Annotated in this window: 15 protein-coding genes and 3 pseudogenes; 15 read left to right on the top strand and 3 right to left on the bottom strand. The window is 50.7% G+C overall.

The annotated features are described in order from the left end of the window. Window positions 1-21: 21 nt before the first annotated feature. The 5 genes from dhbC to D368_RS08830 are packed head-to-tail and all read left to right on the top strand — an operon-like array spanning window position 22 to window position 11,183. Window positions 22-1,218: an isochorismate synthase DhbC gene (dhbC, locus tag D368_RS08850; protein WP_128574727.1), complete on the top strand. Its 1,197-nt coding sequence runs from the start codon at window positions 22-24 to the stop codon at window positions 1,216-1,218. Between the two features lie 18 nt (window positions 1,219-1,236). Beyond that, the gene (locus tag D368_RS08845) at window positions 1,237-2,862 is read left to right on the top strand and encodes a (2,3-dihydroxybenzoyl)adenylate synthase (RefSeq protein ID WP_128574726.1); all 1,626 of its coding nucleotides are present in this window, start codon (window positions 1,237-1,239) and stop codon (window positions 2,860-2,862) included. A gap of 18 nt (window positions 2,863-2,880) precedes the next feature. Continuing rightward, entirely contained in the window at window positions 2,881-3,807 is a 927-nt protein-coding gene (locus D368_RS08840) for an isochorismatase (RefSeq protein ID WP_128574725.1), read from the top strand. A gap of 14 nt (window positions 3,808-3,821) precedes the next feature. Further along, window positions 3,822-10,949: a non-ribosomal peptide synthetase gene (locus D368_RS08835; protein ID WP_128574724.1), complete on the top strand. Its 7,128-nt coding sequence runs from the start codon at window positions 3,822-3,824 to the stop codon at window positions 10,947-10,949. An 18-nt stretch (window positions 10,950-10,967) separates the two neighbouring features. Next, a complete protein-coding gene (locus tag D368_RS08830) occupies window positions 10,968-11,183 on the top strand; it encodes an MbtH family protein (protein WP_109567161.1) in 216 nt (71 codons plus the stop codon). Window positions 11,184-11,227: 44 nt separating this feature from the next. Here the strand turns inward: D368_RS08830 and D368_RS08825 are convergent, their stop codons facing one another. From D368_RS08825 to adeR, 3 genes and pseudogenes are all read right to left on the bottom strand, one after another. Then, a complete protein-coding gene (locus tag D368_RS08825) occupies window positions 11,228-11,905 on the bottom strand; it encodes a YukJ family protein (RefSeq protein ID WP_039254039.1) in 678 nt (225 codons plus the stop codon). Between the two features lie 116 nt (window positions 11,906-12,021). Continuing rightward, window positions 12,022-13,152, bottom strand: a complete 1,131-nt coding sequence (ald, locus tag D368_RS08820; protein WP_003152011.1) for an alanine dehydrogenase — start codon at window positions 13,150-13,152, stop codon at window positions 12,022-12,024. A gap of 103 nt (window positions 13,153-13,255) precedes the next feature. Continuing rightward, window positions 13,256-14,484 (bottom strand): annotated as a pseudogene (gene adeR, locus D368_RS08815) (sporulation transcriptional activator AdeR). A gap of 82 nt (window positions 14,485-14,566) precedes the next feature. On the opposite strand from adeR, the pseudogene essA reads away from it, so the two are divergent. From essA to D368_RS08765, 10 genes and pseudogenes are all read left to right on the top strand, one after another. Next, a pseudogene (gene essA, locus D368_RS08810) lies at window positions 14,567-14,710 on the top strand (type VII secretion protein EssA); the annotation flags it as partial. Window positions 14,711-14,770: 60 nt separating this feature from the next. Further along, window positions 14,771-15,502, top strand: a complete 732-nt coding sequence (locus D368_RS08805) for a (S)-benzoin forming benzil reductase (RefSeq protein ID WP_007408685.1) — start codon at window positions 14,771-14,773, stop codon at window positions 15,500-15,502. Between the two features lie 164 nt (window positions 15,503-15,666). Beyond that, the gene (locus tag D368_RS08800) at window positions 15,667-16,197 is read left to right on the top strand and encodes an HD domain-containing protein (RefSeq protein WP_003152022.1); all 531 of its coding nucleotides are present in this window, start codon (window positions 15,667-15,669) and stop codon (window positions 16,195-16,197) included. 137 nt (window positions 16,198-16,334) lie between these two features. Then, complete coding sequence (locus D368_RS08795) at window positions 16,335-16,571, top strand: DUF2642 domain-containing protein (RefSeq protein ID WP_003152023.1); 237 nt, start codon at window positions 16,335-16,337, stop codon at window positions 16,569-16,571. A 135-nt stretch (window positions 16,572-16,706) separates the two neighbouring features. Then, window positions 16,707-17,813, top strand: a complete 1,107-nt coding sequence (locus D368_RS08790) for an AI-2E family transporter (RefSeq protein WP_039254048.1) — start codon at window positions 16,707-16,709, stop codon at window positions 17,811-17,813. 61 nt (window positions 17,814-17,874) lie between these two features. After that, a complete protein-coding gene (locus D368_RS08785) occupies window positions 17,875-18,096 on the top strand; it encodes a spore germination protein (protein ID WP_003152026.1) in 222 nt (73 codons plus the stop codon). A 72-nt stretch (window positions 18,097-18,168) separates the two neighbouring features. After that, window positions 18,169-18,417, top strand: a complete 249-nt coding sequence (locus D368_RS08780; RefSeq protein WP_003152028.1) for a YueH family protein — start codon at window positions 18,169-18,171, stop codon at window positions 18,415-18,417. Window positions 18,418-18,482: 65 nt separating this feature from the next. Continuing rightward, window positions 18,483-18,881 (top strand): YueI family protein, encoded by a 399-nt coding sequence (locus tag D368_RS08775; protein ID WP_003152031.1) that lies wholly within the window; start codon window positions 18,483-18,485, stop codon window positions 18,879-18,881. Window positions 18,882-18,977: 96 nt separating this feature from the next. Further along, window positions 18,978-19,529, top strand: coding sequence for a cysteine hydrolase family protein (locus D368_RS08770; RefSeq protein WP_025853916.1), 552 nt, complete (start codon window positions 18,978-18,980; stop codon window positions 19,527-19,529). Between the two features lie 17 nt (window positions 19,530-19,546). Further along, a pseudogene (locus tag D368_RS08765) lies at window positions 19,547-21,012 on the top strand (nicotinate phosphoribosyltransferase). The last annotated feature ends 53 nt before the right edge of the window (window positions 21,013-21,065 follow it).

Below are 21,065 nucleotides of genomic sequence, written 5' to 3'. Positions count from 1 at the left end.
TAACGAGAAGGAGGGATAATCATGACAAATCAACATGTATTGACGGAAGTGTCTGCAAAAGAGGTGCTGGACGCTTACAAGCCCGGGGCGTTCTTTTTAGCTTCCCCGAAAAGTACGCTCCTTGCAGAAGGTGTGTTTGCAAAAGTGCCGGATGCAGACGCGGAGAATCAGCTGGACTCACTGCCTGAACGTGTGAGACAGACGCTTCTTGAGGCAAAGCAAGCCGGCATCAAACATCCGATTGCGGCCGGCGCCATTCCTTTTGACGGCAGAAAAGCTTCCCGGCTTTTTGTACCGAAGAATGTCCATACGGCAGGCCCGCTTTCGTTTGCGGAATCTTCCGCAGAAAAGCCGCAATCCAATACATATGACATCCGCCCTGTTCCGGAGCCTGAGGGCTTTATGAGCGGTGTGGAACAAGGCGTATTCAACATTACGGACGGCCCGCTCAGCAAAATCGTGCTGTCAAGGACACTTCATCTGACCGCTGAAAAGGATATCGACATTCCTCAGGCCGTCAAGCATTTGGCGCAGCACAACCCGCGCGGCTATACATTCGCTGCCGATGTGACGGGAACGTCAGAAACAAGAAAAACGCTTTTCGGCGCAAGTCCTGAACTGCTGCTGTCCAAAAACGGAACATCGATTCTGTCCAATCCGCTGGCAGGTTCCAGACCTCGCAGCACAGATCCCGCCGAGGATAAGAGAAGAGCGGAAGAACTGCTGCAATCAGCAAAAGATCTGCATGAACATGCCGTAGTCGTGGCCGCCGTGGCCGCCGCCCTAAAACCGTTCTGCCGTGTGCTTGATGTGCCGGAAAAACCGTCACTCATTAAAACTGAGGCGATGTGGCACCTGTCCACCGAGGTAAAGGGCGAGCTGCGTGATCCGTCAACGACATCACTTGAGCTGGCCATCGCCCTGCATCCGACGCCCGCGGTATGCGGAACACCGACGGATGCGGCGAGAGAAGCGATTCAGGATATTGAACCGTTTGACCGCAATTTCTATACGGGAATGGCGGGCTGGTGTGATGCTGAAGGCGACGGAGAATGGATTATCGCACTCCGCTGCGCCGAAGCGGAAACAAGGTCTCTCCGGCTCTTTGCGGGTGCCGGGATTGTCGCCGGATCAAAGCCGCAGGATGAATTGGACGAGACATCGGCGAAATTCCGCACTATGCTCCGGGCGATGGGGCTTTACCAAGATGAGTTGTAAAAAAGGAGGGAACGGATCGTGCTGACTGGATTTACGCCATGGCCGGAAGAATGGGCTGACAAATACCGAAAAGACGGCTGCTGGAAGGGTGAGACGTTCGGAGGAATGCTGAAAGAGCGTGCGGCTTTATACGGAAATCAAACTGCCGTGACGTGTAAAGATGTACATTGGACCTACAAAGAATTAGATGAAAGGGCCGATCGTTTAGCGGCGGGGCTGCATAAGCTCGGAATTCAAAAGGAAGACCGCGTTGTCGTGCAGCTGCCGAATATCGCTGAGTTTTTTGAAGTGATTTTCGCGCTGTTCCGCCTCGGAGCACTGCCCGTTTTCGCGCTGCCTTCTCATAGAAGCAGTGAGATTACGTATTTCTGCGAGTTTGCAGAGGCGAAAGCATACATCATTCCTGATACGCATTCAGGTTTTGATTACAGGGCGCTGGCCAGACAGGTGAAAGACAAACTTCCGGATTTGGCGCATGTCATTGTGGCCGGCGAAACTGAAGAGTTTCAGGAACTGAGCAGCCTGCATAGAGAGCCTGTTCAGCTGGAAGAGGTAAGCCCGGCGGAAGTCGCCTTTTTACAGCTTTCAGGAGGCAGTACGGGGCTGTCCAAGCTGATTCCGCGAACACACGACGATTACATATACAGTTTGCGCCTCAGCGCGGAAATATGCGGCTTGGATCATCACAGCGTTTATTTGGCCGCTCTGCCGACAGCGCATAATTATCCGCTCAGCTCGCCCGGTGTGCTGGGAACTTTATATGCCGGAGGCCGGGTTGTTCTGTCACCGACGCCGAGTCCGGATGACTGTTTCCCGTTAATTGAAAAAGAACGTGTCACGATTACAGCGCTCGTCCCGCCGCTTGCGATGGTGTGGATGGACGCATCCGGTTCGCGAAGTGATGATTTATCAAGTCTTCAAGTGCTGCAGGTGGGAGGCGCCAAATTCAGTGCTGAGGCGGCCCGCCGCGTAAAGAGCGCTTTCGGATGCACCCTTCAGCAGGTTTTCGGAATGGCGGAAGGATTGGTGAATTATACGAGACTGGATGATCCTGAAGAGATCATTGTCAATACGCAAGGCAGACCGATGTCACCTTTTGATGAGGTCAGGGTTTTAGACGATGACGGGCGGGATGTCGCCCCCGGGGAAGCGGGACATTTGTTTACACGCGGCCCTTACACGATTCGCGGATATTATAAAGCGCCTGAACATAATGAAAGATCATTCACAGCCGACGGATTTTATCAGACCGGCGATATCGTCAAACTGACGGCGGACGGCTATATCATCGTCGAAGGACGTGCGAAAGATCAAATCAATCGGGGCGGTGAAAAAATAGCCGCTGAGGAGGTGGAAAATCACCTTCTTGCGCACCCTGCCGTTCATGATGCGGCCATGGTTTCAATGCCGGATGATTTTCTCGGAGAGCGGTCCTGTGTGTTCGTCATTCCGAAAGGAGAAGCGCCGAAACCGGGAGAGCTGAAAGCGTTTTTACGGGAGCGCGGGCTGGCGGCATATAAAATCCCCGACCGGATTGAATTTATCGCTTCTTTCCCGAAAACCGGCGTCGGCAAGGTCAGTAAAAAGGATCTTCGCGAAACGATCGCCCAAAAAGTAAAGCCGGCTGAAATCAAACAATCTTAAAAAAAGGAAGTGTTTACATTGGCTATACCGTCTATTCCCGCATATGCGCTGCCGACAGCGTCAGATATGCCTGAAAATAAAGTATCATGGACGCTGAATCCGAAACGCGCGGTGCTTCTGATCCATGACATGCAGAATTATTTCGTCGATGCTTTTGCGAAAGGTGAGGCTCCGATCACGGAGGCGGCTCAGAATATCAAGAAAATAAAAGAGCAATGCAAAGCACTCGGCATTCCGGTGGTGTATACCGCGCAGCCGGGCAGCCAAGACCCGGCGGACCGCGCGCTGCTGACGGATTTTTGGGGGCCGGGGCTGAAAAGCGGGCCTTATGAAGAAAAGGTCATTCCGGAGCTTGCCCCGGATGATCAGGACATAGTCCTCACAAAGTGGAGATACAGCGCGTTTAAACGGACGAATCTCCTTGACATCATGCGTGAAAGCGGCAGAGACCAGCTCATGATTACGGGAATTTATGCACACATCGGCTGTCTCGTCACAGCCTGTGAAGCATTTATGGATGATATCCAAAGCTTCTTTATCGGAGACGCCGTTGCTGATTTTTCTTCAGAAAAACATAAGTTGGCCATCGAATATGCGTCTCAGCGCTGCGCTTACACGGCTTTGACAAACGAAGTGCTGGAGCTGCTGGGCGGCGCGCCGGTTTCTGAAGGAGAAGGGAAGACTTCCGCCGTATTGACAAAAGACCGGGTGCGGGAACAAATTGCGGCGATTCTTCAAGAATCACCGTCTGATATTCCGGATCATGAAGACCTGCTGGACAGAGGCCTTGACTCCGTCAGAATCATGAGCCTTGTCGAACAATGGCGCCGTGACGGAGCTGAAGTGACGTTTGTGGAACTGGCGGAGAACCCGACGCTGGAAGAGTGGTGGAGACTTCTTTCTTCCCGATCTCAAAAAGTCTTGCCGAACGCAGATTATTTATAAAGGGAGAGAATAGAATGCATGATACACAACAGCTGCCTCTGACAGGCGCACAGGCCGGTATCTGGTTTGCGCAGCAGCTTGATCCTGATAATCCGATTTACAATACAGGCGAGTACGTTGAGATAAACGGCGCGATCGATGTGAACATATTTAAAACCGCTCTCGAACGCGTGCTGACGGAAGCCGCGTCATTACACGCCCGCTTCGAAGAGGGAGCAGACGGGCCGAAGCAGATCATCAATCCTCCATTTGAGGCTGCGATCGATGTCATAGATGTGGGTTCAGAAGCTGATCCGAAGCAGGCCGCACTCAGACTCATGCAGACAGATTTGGCTGAGCCCGTTGATATGGCGGCCGGGCCTTTGTTCCGCGACATTTTATTTCAGGCGGGACCGGAACGCTTTTTCTGGTATCAGCGCATTCACCACATTGCGATAGACGGCTACGGTTTTTCACTGCTGGCACGGCGTACGGCGCAAGTGTACACCGCAATACGGGAGGGACGTCCGGATAACGGGCGCTCCTTCGGCTCTTTGGAGGAGCTGGTAAAAGAAGAACAAGAATACCGCGCGTCTGATCAATTCCTGAAAGATCGGGAATTTTGGATGGAGAAATTTGCAGATGAACCTGATGTCGTCAGTTTGGCGGAAAGAGCGCCGCGAACGTCAACAAGCTTTCACAGGAGCACGGCTTATCTCTCTGAAACGGCTTTACAGCATGTAAAAGCGATTCCGAACTGGCATGAAGCCGTCACGGCCGCAGCGGCGGTATATGTCCACCGGATGACAAACGCGGGGGATATCGTGCTCGGCTTACCGATGATGGGGCGGATCGGATCGATTTCACTGAATATTCCGAGTATGGTCATGAATCTTCTGCCTTTACGGCTTTCTCTCCGCCCGGATATGAATTTTCATGAGGCCGTCAGCCAAGTGGCAAAAGAAATCCGAAACATCCGGCGCCATCAGAAATACCGCCATGAAGATATGCGCCGCGACCTTAAATTGCTCGGAGAAAATCGCAGGCTGTTCGGCCCGCAAGTCAATGTGATGCCGTTTGACTACGCGCTTGATTTCGCCGGAGCGCCAGGCGCCGTTCATAACTTATCAGCCGGGCCCGTTGATGATTTGTCAATTAACGTTTACGACAGAGCGGACGGAAGCGGAATGCGTGTGGACTTTGATGCGAATCCGGAAGTGTACAGCGCCGAAGATATTGAAAACCATCAAAAACGATTCCTGCTTCTGTTGGAATCCGCTGTGAAAGACCAGACACAAAAAATCGGCACACTCAACCTTCTGCCTGAAAGTGAACGTCTCCGCGTACTGGAAAGCTGGAATGACACGCGCAAGGCCGAGAAGCAGAAAAGTCTGCCGGAGCTGTTTTACGAACAGGCCGTAAAAACACCGGACCGGCCGGCAATCATCACCGAAAACGAAGAGCTCAGCTATGCCGAATTGAACAAGCGCGCGAACCAGCTTGCCGGCATGCTAAAGGAAAAGGGGCTCGGACCGGAACAATTTGCCGCTTTGCTGCTTCCGCGGTCACAGGAGTTGGCCGTGAGCATGCTGGCCGTTTTGAAAACGGGAGCCGCATACCTGCCGCTTGATCCTGATTTTCCTTCTGAGCGGATCACATACATGCTCAAAGATGCACAGCCTGCATGCCTGATTACAACGATGGAATTATCCGGCCGCATGCCGGAAGACAGTGATGCAAAAAGGATCATTCTCGATGACCCCGATACGGTAAAAACCGTTGCCGCTCAAAATGCTGACTGTCCCGCTCAGGCGGAATGTTCGCCTTTGCACCCCGCTTATATCATCTATACATCGGGTTCAACGGGCAAACCGAAAGGCGTAGTCGTGACATTAAAAAGCGTAAGCAATTTCCTCTTATCCATGAGGGAAATGTTCCCGCTCGGCGCACAAGACCGCCTGCTTGCCGTTACGACTGCGGCGTTTGATATTTCCGGACTTGAGCTCTTCCTTCCGCTCATCAGCGGGGCGGGGTGCGTCATCGCACGTAAAGAGACGATTCAGGAACCGCGGGCGCTTGCGAACATGATTCACTCATACGGTATTTCAATCATGCAGGCAACGCCGACATTGTGGCATTCATTAGTCACCAATGAACCGGATTCCCTCCGGGCGCTGCAGGTGCTTGTCGGAGGTGAGGCGCTTCCGAACGCGCTTATGCATGCTCTGCTTGAATCAGGCTGTACGGTGACGAATCTGTACGGGCCGACTGAAACAACAATCTGGTCGGCCGCACAGCCGCTTGCAAAAGACCATACAGGGGCGCCTCCGATCGGAAAGCCGATTTGGAACACGCGGGTATACGTGCTGGACGCCGCATTGCAGCCAGTCCCGCCGGGAATTGCGGGCGAGCTTTATATAGCGGGCGAGGGGCTTGCCAGAGGTTATTATAACCGTCCTGATTTAACAGCTGAAAGATTTATTGCCGATCCGTACGGGCCCGCGGGCGCGAGGATGTACCGGACGGGAGATCTCGTGCGCTGGCGTGAGGACGGCTCGCTTGATTATATCAGCAGAGCCGATCACCAAATTAAAATCCGCGGGTTCCGGATAGAATTAGGCGAAATTGAGTCAGTGCTGTCGAAATACCCGGGTATTTCGCAGGCCGCCGTCATTGTCCGTGAAGACCAGCCGGGAGATAAGCGGCTGGCGGCTTATGCTGTCGCGGATCAGCCCCTTGATATCGGCGGACTTCGTGAATATATAGGCGAAAGTCTGCCGGATTATATGGTGCCGGGCGCGTTTGTACAGCTGAAAGAATTGCCGCTGACGCCGAATAAGAAGCTCGATCGCAGCGCTCTGCCTGCACCTGATTTTTCCGCTGTCCTGTCTGACAGAGGGCCGCGGACGCCGCAGGAAGAAATATTATGCGATCTGTTTGCCGAAGTTCTCGGTCTCGCGCGGGTCGGAATTGATGACGGGTTCTTTGAATTGGGCGGACATTCGCTCTTAGCCGGACGCCTGATGAGCCGGGTTCGGGAGACGATGGGCGCAGAGCTTGGCATCGGCCGTCTGTTTGATACGCCGACCGTTGCCGGGCTCGCCGCACAGCTTGACACCGCAAAGAGTGCGCGGCCTAAGCTCAAGCCGTTTGACCGGCCGGAGCACATCCCGCTGTCATTTGCGCAGCTGCGTCTTTGGTTTCTCTACTGTCTTGAAGGGCCGAGCCCGACTTACAACATTCCGGTGATTGTCCGCATGTCAGGCAAGCTTGACCAATCAGCGCTGAAACACGCCTTTTACGATGTTGTCAGCCGTCATGAAAGCCTGCGCACCGTTTTTCCGGAAAATAAGGGATCATCTCATCAGCTCATTTTACCTGCTGAAGAAGCCCGCCCTGTGTTTACAGTGACACAAGCAGACAAAAACGAGCTCCAAGACATGCTTGCCGCTGCGGCACGATACCGGTTTGATCTCGCTAAAGAGCCGGCCGTCCGGGCTGAACTGTTTGATCTTGGTGACGGCGAATATACGCTGATGGTTCTCCTGCATCACATCGCAGGCGACGGCTGGTCCTTGAATCCGCTCATGCGTGACTTATCCATAGCCTATATCGCCCGGCAAACAGGTGAAAAAGCAGAATGGGCGCCGCTGGCGGTTCAATATGCTGATTATGCGCTTTGGCAGCAGCAGCTTTTAGGCAGCGCGTCTGATTCTGAGAGCTTAATTGCGCGCCAGCTGGATTTCTGGAAGAAAACGCTTGAAAATGTACCGGATCAGCTGGAGCTGCCGTCTGATTTTCCGCGTCCCGCTGAATCAAGCTACAGGGGCGGCGTCATTCCGGTCAACATCGGCCAAGAGCTTCATGCCCGTCTTCTCTCACTTGCCAGAAATCAGCGCGTAAGCCTGTTTATGGTGCTTCAATCAGGGCTTTCCGCACTGCTGACCCGGCTCGGGGCGGGAACCGATATTCCGATCGGCAGTCCGATAGCCGGCCGCAGTGATGACGCATTAGGAGACCTTGTGGGTATGTTCATTAATACACTCGTACTGAGAACCGATACCTCTGGCGATCCGAGCTTTTGTGAGCTTCTTGAAAGGGTCAGGGAAATGAATCTCGCAGCATATGAACATCAGGACGTGCCGTTTGAACGTCTCGTGGAAGAATTGAATCCGGTTCGCTCCCGGTCAAGACATCCGCTGTTCCAAGTGATGCTCGCATTCCAAAATACGCCTGACCCTGTACTCAGTCTTCCTGATATGGAAACAAGCCTGCAAATCAGCAGTGTCGGATCGTCCAAATTTGATTTGACGCTGGAATTGGCTGAACAGCGCCATGACGACGGCACGCCTGCCGGTATTGAAGGCCTGCTGGAGTTCAGTACGGACTTATTCAGAAAAGAAACGGCTGAAGCACTTGCCGGACGCCTGCTTCTTTTGCTCGAAGATGCCGCATCACATCCGGATAAACCGATCGGAAGCTTAACCATTCTTTCTGATGAAGAGCGCCGGAAGCTTTTGCCGGTTAAACAGGCAAAACAGCATATTCAGCCTCGGCAGACACTGCCTGAACTGTTTGAAATACAGGCCGCCGCAAAATCGGATGAAACGGCGGCAGTATTTGAAGAGAGCGGACTCACTTATCAAGAGCTGAATGAAAGAGCCAATCAGCTCGCGCACATGATGATTGCCCGCGGCGTCGGCCCGGAGCAGTTTGTCGCACTGGCGCTGCCGCGTTCTTTAGATATGATTGTCGGGCTGTTAGCCGTCCTGAAGACGGGGGCAGCATATTTGCCGCTTGATCCTGATTATCCCGCGGACCGCATCGCTTTTATGTTACATGATGCCAAGCCTGTATTTATGCTCACCAATCGTGAAGGCGCAAGTAAGCTCTCTGGCGAAAACGGCATGCTGGCCTTCATCCTGGATGATCCGCAGAATAAGGAAACACTTCGGCAATATGCCGTCACGAACCCTGAGAATGCCGACCGGATTCGTCCGCTGTCACCGCTTCACCCGGCCTATGTCATTTACACGTCGGGATCAACAGGTGTGCCGAAAGGTGTCATCATTCCGCACAGCAATGTTATCCGGCTGTTTGAGTCGACGCGGCATTGGTATCACTTTAATTCTGATGATGTGTGGACGATGTTTCACTCCTACGCTTTCGATTTCTCTGTCTGGGAAATATGGGGGCCGCTGCTTCACGGCGGACGTCTCGTCGTCGTGCCGCATGACATCAGCAGATCGCCGGAAGCGTTTCTGCATCTCCTCGTGAAAGAGCGAGTGACCGTACTTAACCAAACGCCGTCAGCGTTTTACCAGCTGATGCATGCGGAAAAAGAACACAAAGAGCTGGGGCGTCAGCTCGCACTCAGATATATCATCTTCGGCGGCGAGGCGCTTGAGCTGAGCCGGCTTGAGGATTGGTACAGCCGCCACGCGGACAATCAGCCGGTGCTTGTGAACATGTACGGCATTACGGAAACGACGGTGCACGTCAGTTACCTTGAATTAGACAAAAACATTGCCGAACTGAGAGCAAACAGCCTCATCGGCTGCGGCATTCCTGATCTGAACGTATATGTGCTTGATGACCGGCTGGAGCCTGTGCCTCCGGGCATCACGGGCGAAATGTATGTTGCCGGAGGGGGCGTAGCGCGAGGCTACTTAGGGCGGCAAAGTCTGACCGCCGAACGCTTTGTGGCTGATCCGTACGGCCCGCCGGGAACGAGAATGTACCGGACGGGGGATTTAGCCCGTCTGCGGACGGACGGTTCTCTTGATTATATGGGCAGGGCGGACCACCAGATTAAAATCCGCGGCTTCCGGATTGAATTGGGAGAAATCGAAGCGGTTCTCGTCAAACATCCGGATGTCGAGGATGCCGCCGCAGTCGTCCGTGAAGACCGGCCGGGAGATAAACGGCTGGCCGCCTACCTTGTCCGATCTGCCGGCAGCACCTTGGACACTGGGGACGTGCGCCGGTTTGCCGAAGAAAGCCTGCCGGATTACATGATTCCGTCAGCTTTTGTCCAAATGAATGAACTGCCGCTGACACCGAATGGAAAGCTTGACCGAAAAGCGCTCCCTGCGCCTGACTTCCAAACGGAGGTCACCGGCCGGGGACCGAGAACGCCGCAGGAAGAAATGCTGTGTGAGCTGTTTGCAGAGGTGCTTCATCTGCCGCGTGTCGGTATTGATGACAGATTTTTTGATTTAGGCGGCCATTCTTTGCTTGCGGTTCATTTAATGAGCCGTATTCGGGAAGCGATGGGAGCCGAGCTCAGTATCGGAACATTATTTGAAGCTCCTACGGTGGCAAGCCTTGCTGAAAGACTTGAGTCAGGAACGGGCACAAGCGCGCTTGATGTTCTTCTTCCGCTCAGAACGGCAGGAGAAGAAACACCGTTGTTCTGTGTCCATCCGGCCGGCGGTCTCAGCTGGTGTTATGCCGGGCTGATGTCTTCTTTAGAGGCTGATTATCCGATATACGGCTTACAGGCGAGAGGCATCGGAAAAAAAGAACCGCTTCCGCAAAGCTTAGATGACATGGCGGCGGATTATATTGAAAAAATCCGCACCGTGCAGCCGAAAGGGCCGTACCGTCTGCTCGGCTGGTCTCTCGGAGGGAATGTCATTCAGGCCATGGCGACACAATTACAGAGCCGGGGCGAAGAGGTTTCGCTTTTGGTGATGCTTGACGCGTATCCGAATCATTTTCTGCCGATAAAAAATGCGCCTGATGACGAGGAAGCCGTCATTGCGCTGCTTGCCCTGGGAGGGTACGACCCGGACAGCCTCGGGGATCAGCCGCTTGATTTTGACACCGCGCTGACCATTCTCCGCCGTGAGGGGAGCGCATTAGCCAGCCTGGACGAGTCAGTGATGATGAATCTGAAAGACACGTACGTTAATTCTGTCGGGCTGTTAGGAACATACAAGCCGAAGCCGTTCCACGGAGATGTGCTGTTCTTCAGATCCACGATTATTCCGGAGTGGTTTGACCCGATTGAGCCGGATACTTGGAAACCGTATATTACGGGGAAAATCGAGCGGTATGACCTAGACTGCCGCCATAAAGATATGTGCCAGCCGGGCCCGCTTGCCGACATCGGGGCGATTCTGGCAGAGAAATTAAACGGACGGCGTACAGTCCGGTAAAGAAAGGAAAGAGATGATATGACAAATCCATTTGAACGGGAAGACGGTTCATACCATGTGCTCGTCAATGCTGAAGGCCAGTACTCACTGTGGCCGGCCTATCTGGATGTGCCGGACGGCTGGGAAACCCGCCTGACGAATGAAACCCGCCCCGTTTGTCTCGAATATATTGAAACAAACTGGCGTGATATGAGGCCGGAAAGCCTGAAGCGGGCCGAAGCCGCTAAAATGTAATAAGAAAAGCCTGCCGTTATCTCGGCAGGCTTTTTATGCGGACATCAGCCGTTAAGCTGTGTATGATCACAAAATGTATAAGGGTGGCCTTCTTCATCCGTGCACCATGACTGAGACAGAAAAGCCAAAAAGACCGCGGCCCACTGGTCTGCAAACTGGATTAAAATACCGCCGTCGTGCCACGTTCCGTTATCCTTCTTCCAGCGTGTATCAATTGGGTTTCCCTGATTCATATGAATATTATGCATGCCGTTTGTCGGCTTGAAACCGAAAATCTTATCAGCGCCCGGCTCCGGCCCGAATTTAGAGCCGTAAATATAGACGGTGGCTTTTTCTGATTTGGCTTTTTGCATGTACGTCTCAATAAAGTCATTTAAGTCATTATCCGGACCGGTGACTTCATGCGGGAGGGGCACCATGTTCCGGGGATCAAACAATCCGCCGCGGACATAATCCAGCGCCAGCTCACGGCTGGTTTCATCAATTGGGGTATATCCATACGGAATGTTCGGCAGCAGGGTGATCGCGCTTGCGTCAAAATGATCGCGTGCCGCATACAGAACCTCTGATTCTTTTGAACTTGACATGACATTGATCGCACAGCGATAGCGCGTATCAGGCTCGCCTAGCACCTCGACTTGAAAATGCGGAGAATCATCATCTGTTTCCCTTTTCATATCTAACACAGTGCCTTTTAATACACCATAGTGCTGAACAGCCATATGAATCCTCCTTTTCTTCCGGGATATGAATTGATATTCGAGACAGGGGGCCGTTTTTCCTTTTATGAGAAAGCAAAAAGGACAGCCCGCTGATCAGGCTGTCCTCTTCATATCTATTAAGCTTTTGCAGCCGAACCTTGCATTGCTTTTTCAGCAGGCACATAGTCATAGCCTAAGTCTTTGGCTACCGCTTCATACGTGACATGTCCGTTAGCCGTATTTAAGCCCGCTTTAAGCGCAGGGCTGTCTGCAATGGCTTGTGCCGCGCCTTTATTGGCGATTTGCAGCGCGTAAGGAACGGTTACATTCGTTAATGCGAGCGTAGACGTACGCGGTACGGCGCCCGGCATATTGGCGACAGCGTAGTGAACGACGCCGTGTTTTTCGTAAGTCGGATTATCGTGGGTTGTAATATGATCGACGGTTTCCACAATGCCGCCCTGATCGATGGCAACATCAACAATGACGGAACCCGGTTTCATTTGTTTAACCATTTCTTCCGTAACGAGAGTCGGCGCTTTGGCTCCCGGGATGAGCACGGCGCAGATCAGAAGATCCGCTTCCGCGACGGAATCTGCAATATTTACAGGGTTTGACATCAATGTTTTAATCTGATGCCCGAAAATATCATCAAGCTGACGCAGGCGGTCTGCGTTCAAATCGATCATTGTCACATCGGCACCGAGTCCGACAGCCATTTTCGCGGCATTTGTTCCGACGCCGCCCCCTCCGATGATCGTGACTTTTCCGCGGGATACACCCGGTACGCCGGCTAATAAAATTCCTTTTCCGCCCTTTGGTTTTTCAAGAAACTGTGCCCCGATCTGCGCGGCCATTCTGCCGGCCACTTCGGACATCGGCGTAAGCAGCGGAAGGGAACGTCCGTCCGTTACCGTTTCGTACGCGATAGCTGTCACGCCTTTTTCTGTAAGCGCTTTAGCTAATTCCGGCTCTGCGGCTAAATGAAGGTAAGTGAACAAGACCAGACCTTGACGGAAATACGCATACTCTTCAGCCAGCGGTTCTTTTACCTTCATGACCATTTCCGCATCCCATACTTGCTTTCTGTCCTCCAGAATTTCCGCCCCTGCTGATACATAATCTTCATTTGTAAAGCCGCTTCCGAGTCCGGCTCCGGATTCCACAAGAACCCGATGGCCGTTTCCGATAAGCTGTGAAACGCCTCCAGGTGTTAATGCCACTCGATTTTCATTGTTTTTGATTTCTTTTGGAACCCCGATAATCATGTCTGTTTCCCCCAATGTTTGTGTGATGCTTCAAGTGTAGCGCGATTTTTGCGAAAATTCTTTGTTTGAAACAGAAAATAAAAAAACACGGATTTGTGAAATTTCACGAACCCATGCTGCGAAGTTTGATATCCAGGTAAATCGTAAACTTCTCATTCACATTTTTTAAGTCGATTTCTGCGATCTGGCTGATTCTTTTCAGCCTGTAATTCAATGTATTGACATGGATGTTAAGCGCTTTGGCGGCGGTGTTGACGTTGCTGTCGGCATCAATAAAATGTTCGAGCGTTTTTACCATATCGGCTTGGTGCTCCCTGTCATACTGCTCAAGCTTTGACAGGGAATAGTTCATATAGCCGCTGTGCTTGCGTTTTTCATCCAACACATCAAGGTACTGATAAATGCCGAGTTCAGAAAAGCTGAAAAGGTGTTTGGTTTCTCTCACAAACCGCTCTTTCGCTTTTAATACGGAAAGCGCTTCCTGATAGGATCGGTAAACGTAAGAAATCGATTCGTAAATACCGCCGATCGCAATCGACGCATCCTCAATTTTATATCGTTCCTTCAGCTGTTTTTGAATATGAAGAGCGAAGTGTTTTAAATCTTTAAAAGGCTGATCGGTTTTCGGTGCGGCTAATAAGATTAATTCATTTGAATCAACAGTCGCCAGCATGACATGAATCTGCTGTGTCGTTTCCTGCAAATATTGCAGCTGCTGTTCCGTCTTTTCAGTCAGCTCATCATGTAAACGGATGATCATGACACTGAACACGGACGGCAGCGCCATTCCGAGCTTATGAAACCCTTCGGCCATCTCGGCTTCCTGATAAATATGGCCTGTCAGCATTTTCCAAAAAAACTCCTGGCCCCGCTCTTCGATTTTCGTTTTGCGGATCTGCAGGTGCAAAAGCTTGTTCCGCACCGCTTTGGCGGCCAGCTGAAGTGTCTTCAGATCTTCGTCATTGAGCTTTTTTTGATCTCAAGCGCCCAAATAAATCCGAGAACCTGGCTGTTTTTCCAGATGGAAATCGCCACGCGGTTGCTTAGGCCCACCTCGTCAATTTCTTTCACTTTAATCGGCTGGTCCGTTTTTAAAAGGGCCGGAATGGTTCCGTCTTTCCACAGTTTGTTGATGACTTTTTCCGGCACCCTCCGCCCGATAATCGTCGACGTCCGGGCCGGATCTGTACAATCGCTGTGCGTGCTGTATGCAAGCAGTTTATGATTAACGTCTTCTATTGTAATGGGGCATTGAAGAACTTCACTGATATGGTCGGCAACATCTTCAAGTCTGTCGAAACTGTACTTAAATGGATCCTTTGGATTGGTCATCTGTATCCCTACTTTTTCATAGCTTCATATCTTGATCTTACCATCTTGGTTTTCAGACTGAAAGATAATGATTTACCGGTAACACTCTATAGCAGATATGGAAACGGAAGAGAAAAAGACTTCTTATCTGCTTCCTGCTATTTATGCCGTCTTGATCCTCCTCGGGATTGCGGCAATGATCTATCTGATCCCGAAAGTCACGGCGCAGGAAAAGGCAAAGCGGTAAACGGATCGCTTGTGTTTGCGGGAAGACAGCCCGTAAAATAAGAAAAAAAGGAGGAGTTTCATGCAGTTTTTTCTTATAACAGGCGCGTCAAAAGGCTTGGGCCGGGCGCTTACGGAACAGGCGCTTCAAGAAGGAGCCGAAGTCGCCGCGCTTTCAAGAACGATAAGCGGGGAAAAGCGCGAGGGGCTGACAGAATACAGTGTTGATTTAACCGATCTCGCAGATACCGGGCGGCAGATGAAGGCGATTCTTGATCAAGCAGAGGAGAAGGGGTACTCCGCCGTCACACTGATCAACAATGCCGGAATGGTGGAACCGATCAAGCGGGCGAAAGAGGCTTCCGCCGAAGAATTGAACCGCCATTACACCCTTAATCTGACGGCGCCCGTTTTGCTCAGCCAAATGTTCACAAAGCGTTTCGAAGCGTTCAGCGGCAGCAAAACAATTGTCAACATCACATCGGGCGCGGCGAAAAATCCTTATAAAGGCTGGAGCGCGTATTGCAGCTCAAAAGCGGGGCTTGATATGTTTACGAGAACATTCGGGTTTGAACAGGAAGATGAAGAGCTGCCGGTCCGCATGATCTCATTCTCGCCGGGAGTGATGGATACAGACATGCAGGCTGTCATCCGTTCTTCGTCAAAAGAAGATTTCCATGACATCGAACGGTTCCGCAATCTGAAAGAAACGAAAAACCTCAGAAGTCCTGAATACATCGCCGGCGTCATTCACTCACTGATCGCGGGCGAGCCGGAAAACGGACGGATATACGATATCAAAGAATTTTTGTAGAGCAGCTTTCACGCTGCTCTTTTTTTGTTTGTACAATCACTTCGGGCTTCGGCGGCATATGATGAATGAAACAACATATAAGGGGTATAAGAAATGTATCAGATGAATTGAGTTTCTTCTCGATTTATGTTAGGATTCTAAAAATATATGAAGGAGGGGTTTCCATGAGAAATGTAACGTTAATGGATGTCTTCACCCATCCAATCGCACAAAAGTATTTACAGCGTTCCGGTGTCGCCCATGCGATCGCCTGCGCGTTTCATGCATACCGTCTAGCCGTAAAAGCAGGTGTCAGCCCGGATCTGGCGGCGAAAGCGGCATTACTGCATGACGTCGGCCATTATGAATGGTACACAGACGGCAAATGGGATTATGAAAAGTACAGAAGAAACGATATCCATGCCATTAAAGGCGCGGAACGGGCGCATAAGCTGCTCATCCGGCTCGGTGAAGAACCGAAAGCGGCGAAGGACATTGCGCTGGCGATTCTGCTTCACACCGATTCCTATCTGCCTGAAGGCGAACTGGACAAGAATACGCTCCAGCAAATCGTGAAACAAGCGGATGAACTCGATGAAGAACCCGGCGGACATCACCATTACCGCCAAATGGATCACACGGCCGCGCTCAAACAAATCCAAAAGCTTGATCAGTTAATTGACCGAGCCCAATATCCCATAAGAAGCTCAGTCTAGGCCACTCATGCGGCCTTTTCCGCTTACATAACTCCGCATGCTCACTAACACCTTTTCCGCTCCGATAGACGTACTGTGTCAAAGCCTTTGTCCGCTGCATATGCTGAAGGAAAACATAGTAAAGGGGATCAGCGAAAATGGCCCATCAAGGAAGCCCGCAAATCGTCTCGTTAGTGGATCCTTACGTTTATCAGACCATCCATAAGCTTATCGGCTCAAGGTTTATCATTCAAACCGTCAGACGCATTGTCAGAGGACGGCTGATTGATGCCACTCCGGATCACATCGCCATTGAAGAGACGCATGACCGTGTATTTTATATCAGAAACCGCCATGTGGTTTCCGTCATGCCTGATTATACCGAACGCGTGTAACAGCCCGAAAAGGCGCAAACCGGAGGCGGCACTATAGAACCCCGGTGCGTCTTCTTTTTTGAGATACATAGATGCACGGCGGCTTTTTTTGGTACAATCACAGTACAAGTTCGCATGACAATAGGAGGAAATCGCTTGTTGAAATCAAAGGTCCATTTTTGGACGCTGCAAATTTTGCTCGTTTTGCTCATTATTTACGTATCAACGAAAGTCTCGTTTATTTTTCAGCCGTTTTTCGGTTTTATCACCACTCTGTTTTTTCCGATTTTGATCTCGGGCATTTTGTTTTTCATTTTTAATCCGATCGTGCGCCTGCTTGAGAAAAAAATCCCCCGGACATTGGCAATCCTGCTCATTTATCTCGTTTTCATAGGCCTGATTGCCTTTATGTTCACCGCCATCGGGCCGATTGTGGCTTCTCAGGTCACGGGGCTGATTAACAATTTCCCTGATTACATTCATCAGATTCAAGTCTTGACGGCGCAATTATCCCATTCCAAATGGTTTACGTGGATGATGACGCAGGATTATGTGTCGATAGACAAAATCCAGCAGTCTCTGACGGGGTTTTTACAAAGCCTTCCGCAAAATATTACGGCAAGCCTGTCGGCCGTGTTCGGCGTCGTTACGAATATCACGCTTGTCGTGATCACCGTTCCGTTCATTTTGTTTTATATGCTGAAGGACGGCCGGCGGTTTCCGCTCTTGGCAGTCAAAATCCTGCCTTCTTCCTACCGGGCGGAAGGTCGGAAAATATTTAACGACTTATATGTCACATTGGCCGCCTATTTCCAAGGCCAGCTGCTGATTTGTCTCTTTGTCGGAACGGCATGCTTTATCGGATATTGGATCATCGGCCTGCAGTATGCGTTAATTCTCGGGATGGTGATCGCCGTCACCAATATCATTCCGTACCTGGGGCCGTTTCTCGGGGCGGCGCCCGCGGTGATTATCGCGTTTATGGATTCGCCGGCTAAGGCGCTCTTTGCCGTTATTGTTGTCGTTGTCGTCCAGCAGCTTGACGGGAACCTGCTTTCTCCGCTTGTGATTGGGAAACGGCTGAATACCCACCCGCTCACCATTATTCTTCTGCTTATCGGAGCGGGCAGTTTCGGCGGCATTCTCGCAATGATTCTGGCCGTGCCGGTTTACGCGGTTTTAAAAGCTTTCGTCTTAAATATCGTCCGGCTTATCAAACTTCGTCAGCGGTCAAAGCTCGAAGACAGCCGCAAGCCGAAATAAAAACGGGCACAACTCCCGGTGCAGCGCATAAAATGCTGTAAAGAAAAGCGGAGGTGTGGGTATGCCTGCAATTGTGGGACCGATTTATATTATGAGTTTAGCCGGAGACGCTGCGGCGAGCTTCGGTGACGTGTTTGCCATTTCTCCCAAAGCCGTTGACCACTCAGGCGCGGGGGCAGGGGCGTTTCATTCCGGAGATTTTGTCAAAATTACTAATAAATTCAGCAAAACGCGCTTTGAAGACATCGATGTGTTTGACGAACCTGATTGGTTTAACGCGTGACAGCCTCCTTTTAGGAGGCTGTCGCTTTTTTGTAGTATAATAGAATCAGTCTTTATAAAAGGGGAATGTTTTATGAAAATCAGAAAAGCGAATATTACCGTGCAGTCCGGAATGATCGGTGATGTATATCTGCATGAAAATAAAAAAGAACAGCATACCCTTGTAGCTGTTCCGGAACTTGAGTGGAGCACGATCATTTCCTATGAGGAAGAGAAAAAGGCGCTGGCGCAGCGGCTTTTACAATCATTCAGCAAGCTGATTGAAGAAGAACCCGCCGGAGAGCTCGCCGGCAAGATCTCCCATTGGGTGGCTGAAATGTAACGAAAACGGTTTACCGCGTCCCGTCCGGGGCGATAATTGTAAAACAAGCTGGGAGGGACAGGCCGATGAGCGACAAAACGGTTGACCTTTATTTACAGCAGGGGATGTACGGCCCTCTGCAGACGAAACCGGATGAACGCCATTTATTTTTAGGCTCGCTGCGTGAAAGAGTCATCATTGCCCTGACGAAGGGACAGGTGCTGCAAAAGCAGCCGTATGAAGAAGTGAAACAGGCGCTGAAAAGCCGAAAAGACGCGGTGCTCTATATAAACGGAAGGCTCCCGTATCATGCTTATTCACCATATATGAAGCTTGCCGCACTTGCCGGTGTCCGAAGCTCCGTCATCTCGGACCTTCAATTCGAAACGCCGCTCGGCCTGGTTTTTGCCGCCGATTATGCCGTGAACCTTGACGGCATTTACGTGCAGGATGACATTTTTCAGCGCTCACTCCTGAAATCTTAAAAGGGCAAAACACCGTTTGTCATTTTACAATGCCAATTCACTTACAAGTGGAGATAGGATATAATGGTTTTCATATGAATGGCGGGGAGGCCGGCTATGAAAAAAGCATTTATATGCATTGATTATACGAATGATTTTGCAGCTGAGAACGGGGCATTAACTTGCGGAGAACCCGCGAGACAGATTGAAGATACGATTGTCAGTTTGACGCAAGCATTTATAGAAAACGGTGATTACGTTGTCTTTGCGGTAGATTCGCATGATGCGGACGATGACTTTCATCCCGAGACACACCTGTTTCCTCCGCATAATATTAACGGCACGGAGGGCAAAGAGCTGTACGGAAGGCTATCGCCTCTTTATGAGAAACATAAACACGCAAAAAACGTAAATTATATGGAAAAAACGAGATATTCTGCTTTTGCGGGAACGGATTTAGAGCTGAAACTGCGGGAACGGCAGATCACTGAGCTGCATCTTGCGGGCCTGTGCACCGACATCTGCGTTCTTCACACGGCGGTTGACGCCTACAACAAGGGCTTTCAGATCGTCATTCATCAAAACGCTGTGGCCAGCTTTAATCCGGAAGGGCATGAATGGGCCCTGTCCCATTTTAAGAACAGCATCGGAGCGCAAGTGGCAGAGTAAGGAAGGGGAAAACAATTTTGGTGGAGCATGGTTTTAAAGACGACAGTTTGTCTTTACATACAGATCTTTATCAAATTAATATGGCCGAAACGTACTGGAGAGACGGCATTCATGAGAAAAAAGCGATTTTTGAGCTTTTTTTCAGAAAGCTTCCCTTTGAAAACGGCTATGCGGTATTTGCGGGCTTAGAAAAAGCAATCGAATACTTGGAGAACTTCAAATTTACCGACAGCGATCTGAATTATTTAAAAACGGAATTGCACTATGCTGATGATTTCATTGATTATTTACGGGATCTTTCTTTTACCGGATCTCTTTACAGCATGAAAGAAGGCGAGCTCGTTTTTAACAACGAACCGATTATGCGGGTCGAAGCGCCCCTGATTGAAGCGCAGCTGATTGAGACGGCTCTGCTTAACATTGTGAATTACCAAACATTAATCGCCACGAAAGCGGCCCGCATTAAAGGCGTTGTCGGTGATGAAGACGCCCTCGAATTCGGAACGCGGCGCGCCCATGAAATGGATGCGGCCATGTGGGGAGCGAGAGCGGCTTTGATCGGCGGCTTCAGCGCGACGAGTAATGTAAGAGCCGGAAAGCGTTTTAATATACCGGTATCCGGCACGCACGCTCATGCGCTCGTACAAGCGTACCGCGATGAATATACGGCATTTAAGAAATATGCGGAGACCCACAAAGACTGCGTATTTCTCGTAGATACGTACGATACGATCCGTTCGGGCATGCCGAATGCGATTAAAGTCGCAAAGGAATTCGGCGACCGGATCAACTTCATCGGCATCCGCCTGGACAGCGGGGACTTGGCGTACCTGTCAAAAAAGCCCGTGAAATGCTTGATGAAGCGGGTTTCACAGACGCAAAGGTCATTGCTTCAAGCGATCTTGATGAGCACACGATATTAAATCTGAAATCCCAAGGAGCGAAAATCGATACGTGGGGCATCGGCACGAAGCTGATTACCGCATACGATCAGCCGGCTCTCGGCGCGGTTTATAAGCTTGTCGCCATTGAAGAGGACGGCAAACTGACCGACACCATTAAAATTTCGTCAAACCCTGAAAAAGTGACAACGCCGGGAAGAAAGAGAGTATACCGAATTATCAACAAGCTGAATCACCACTCGGAAGGTGATTATATCGCGCTTTATGACGAGCGGGTAAATGATCAGAAACGCTTAAAAATGTTCCATCCCGTCCACACGTTCGTCAGCAAATTCGTCACTGATTTCTATGCGAAAGACTTGCATGAGCCGATCTTTGAAAACGGCGTTTTATGCTATGATAATCCCGAAATTACCGACATCCAGCAATACGTGCAGGATAACCTCAAACTTCTGTGGGAGGAATACAAACGGATCAGCAAGCCGGAAGAATATCCGGTCGATTTAAGCGAAGACTGCTGGAGCAACAAGATGCAGCGGATTCATGAAATCAAAAGCAAGCTGAAACGGGAACTTGAATAGAAAACAAAGCGGCCTTTCCTATCTCTGGAAAGGCTTTTTGTTGTGATAATATT

Origin of the sequence: Paenibacillus lentimorbus NRRL B-30488 (assembly GCF_000411595.1) — a bacterium.
Classification (GTDB): Bacteria; Bacillota; Bacilli; order Bacillales; family Bacillaceae; genus Bacillus; species Bacillus velezensis.
This window is presented reverse-complemented; position numbering and strand designations above follow the sequence as displayed.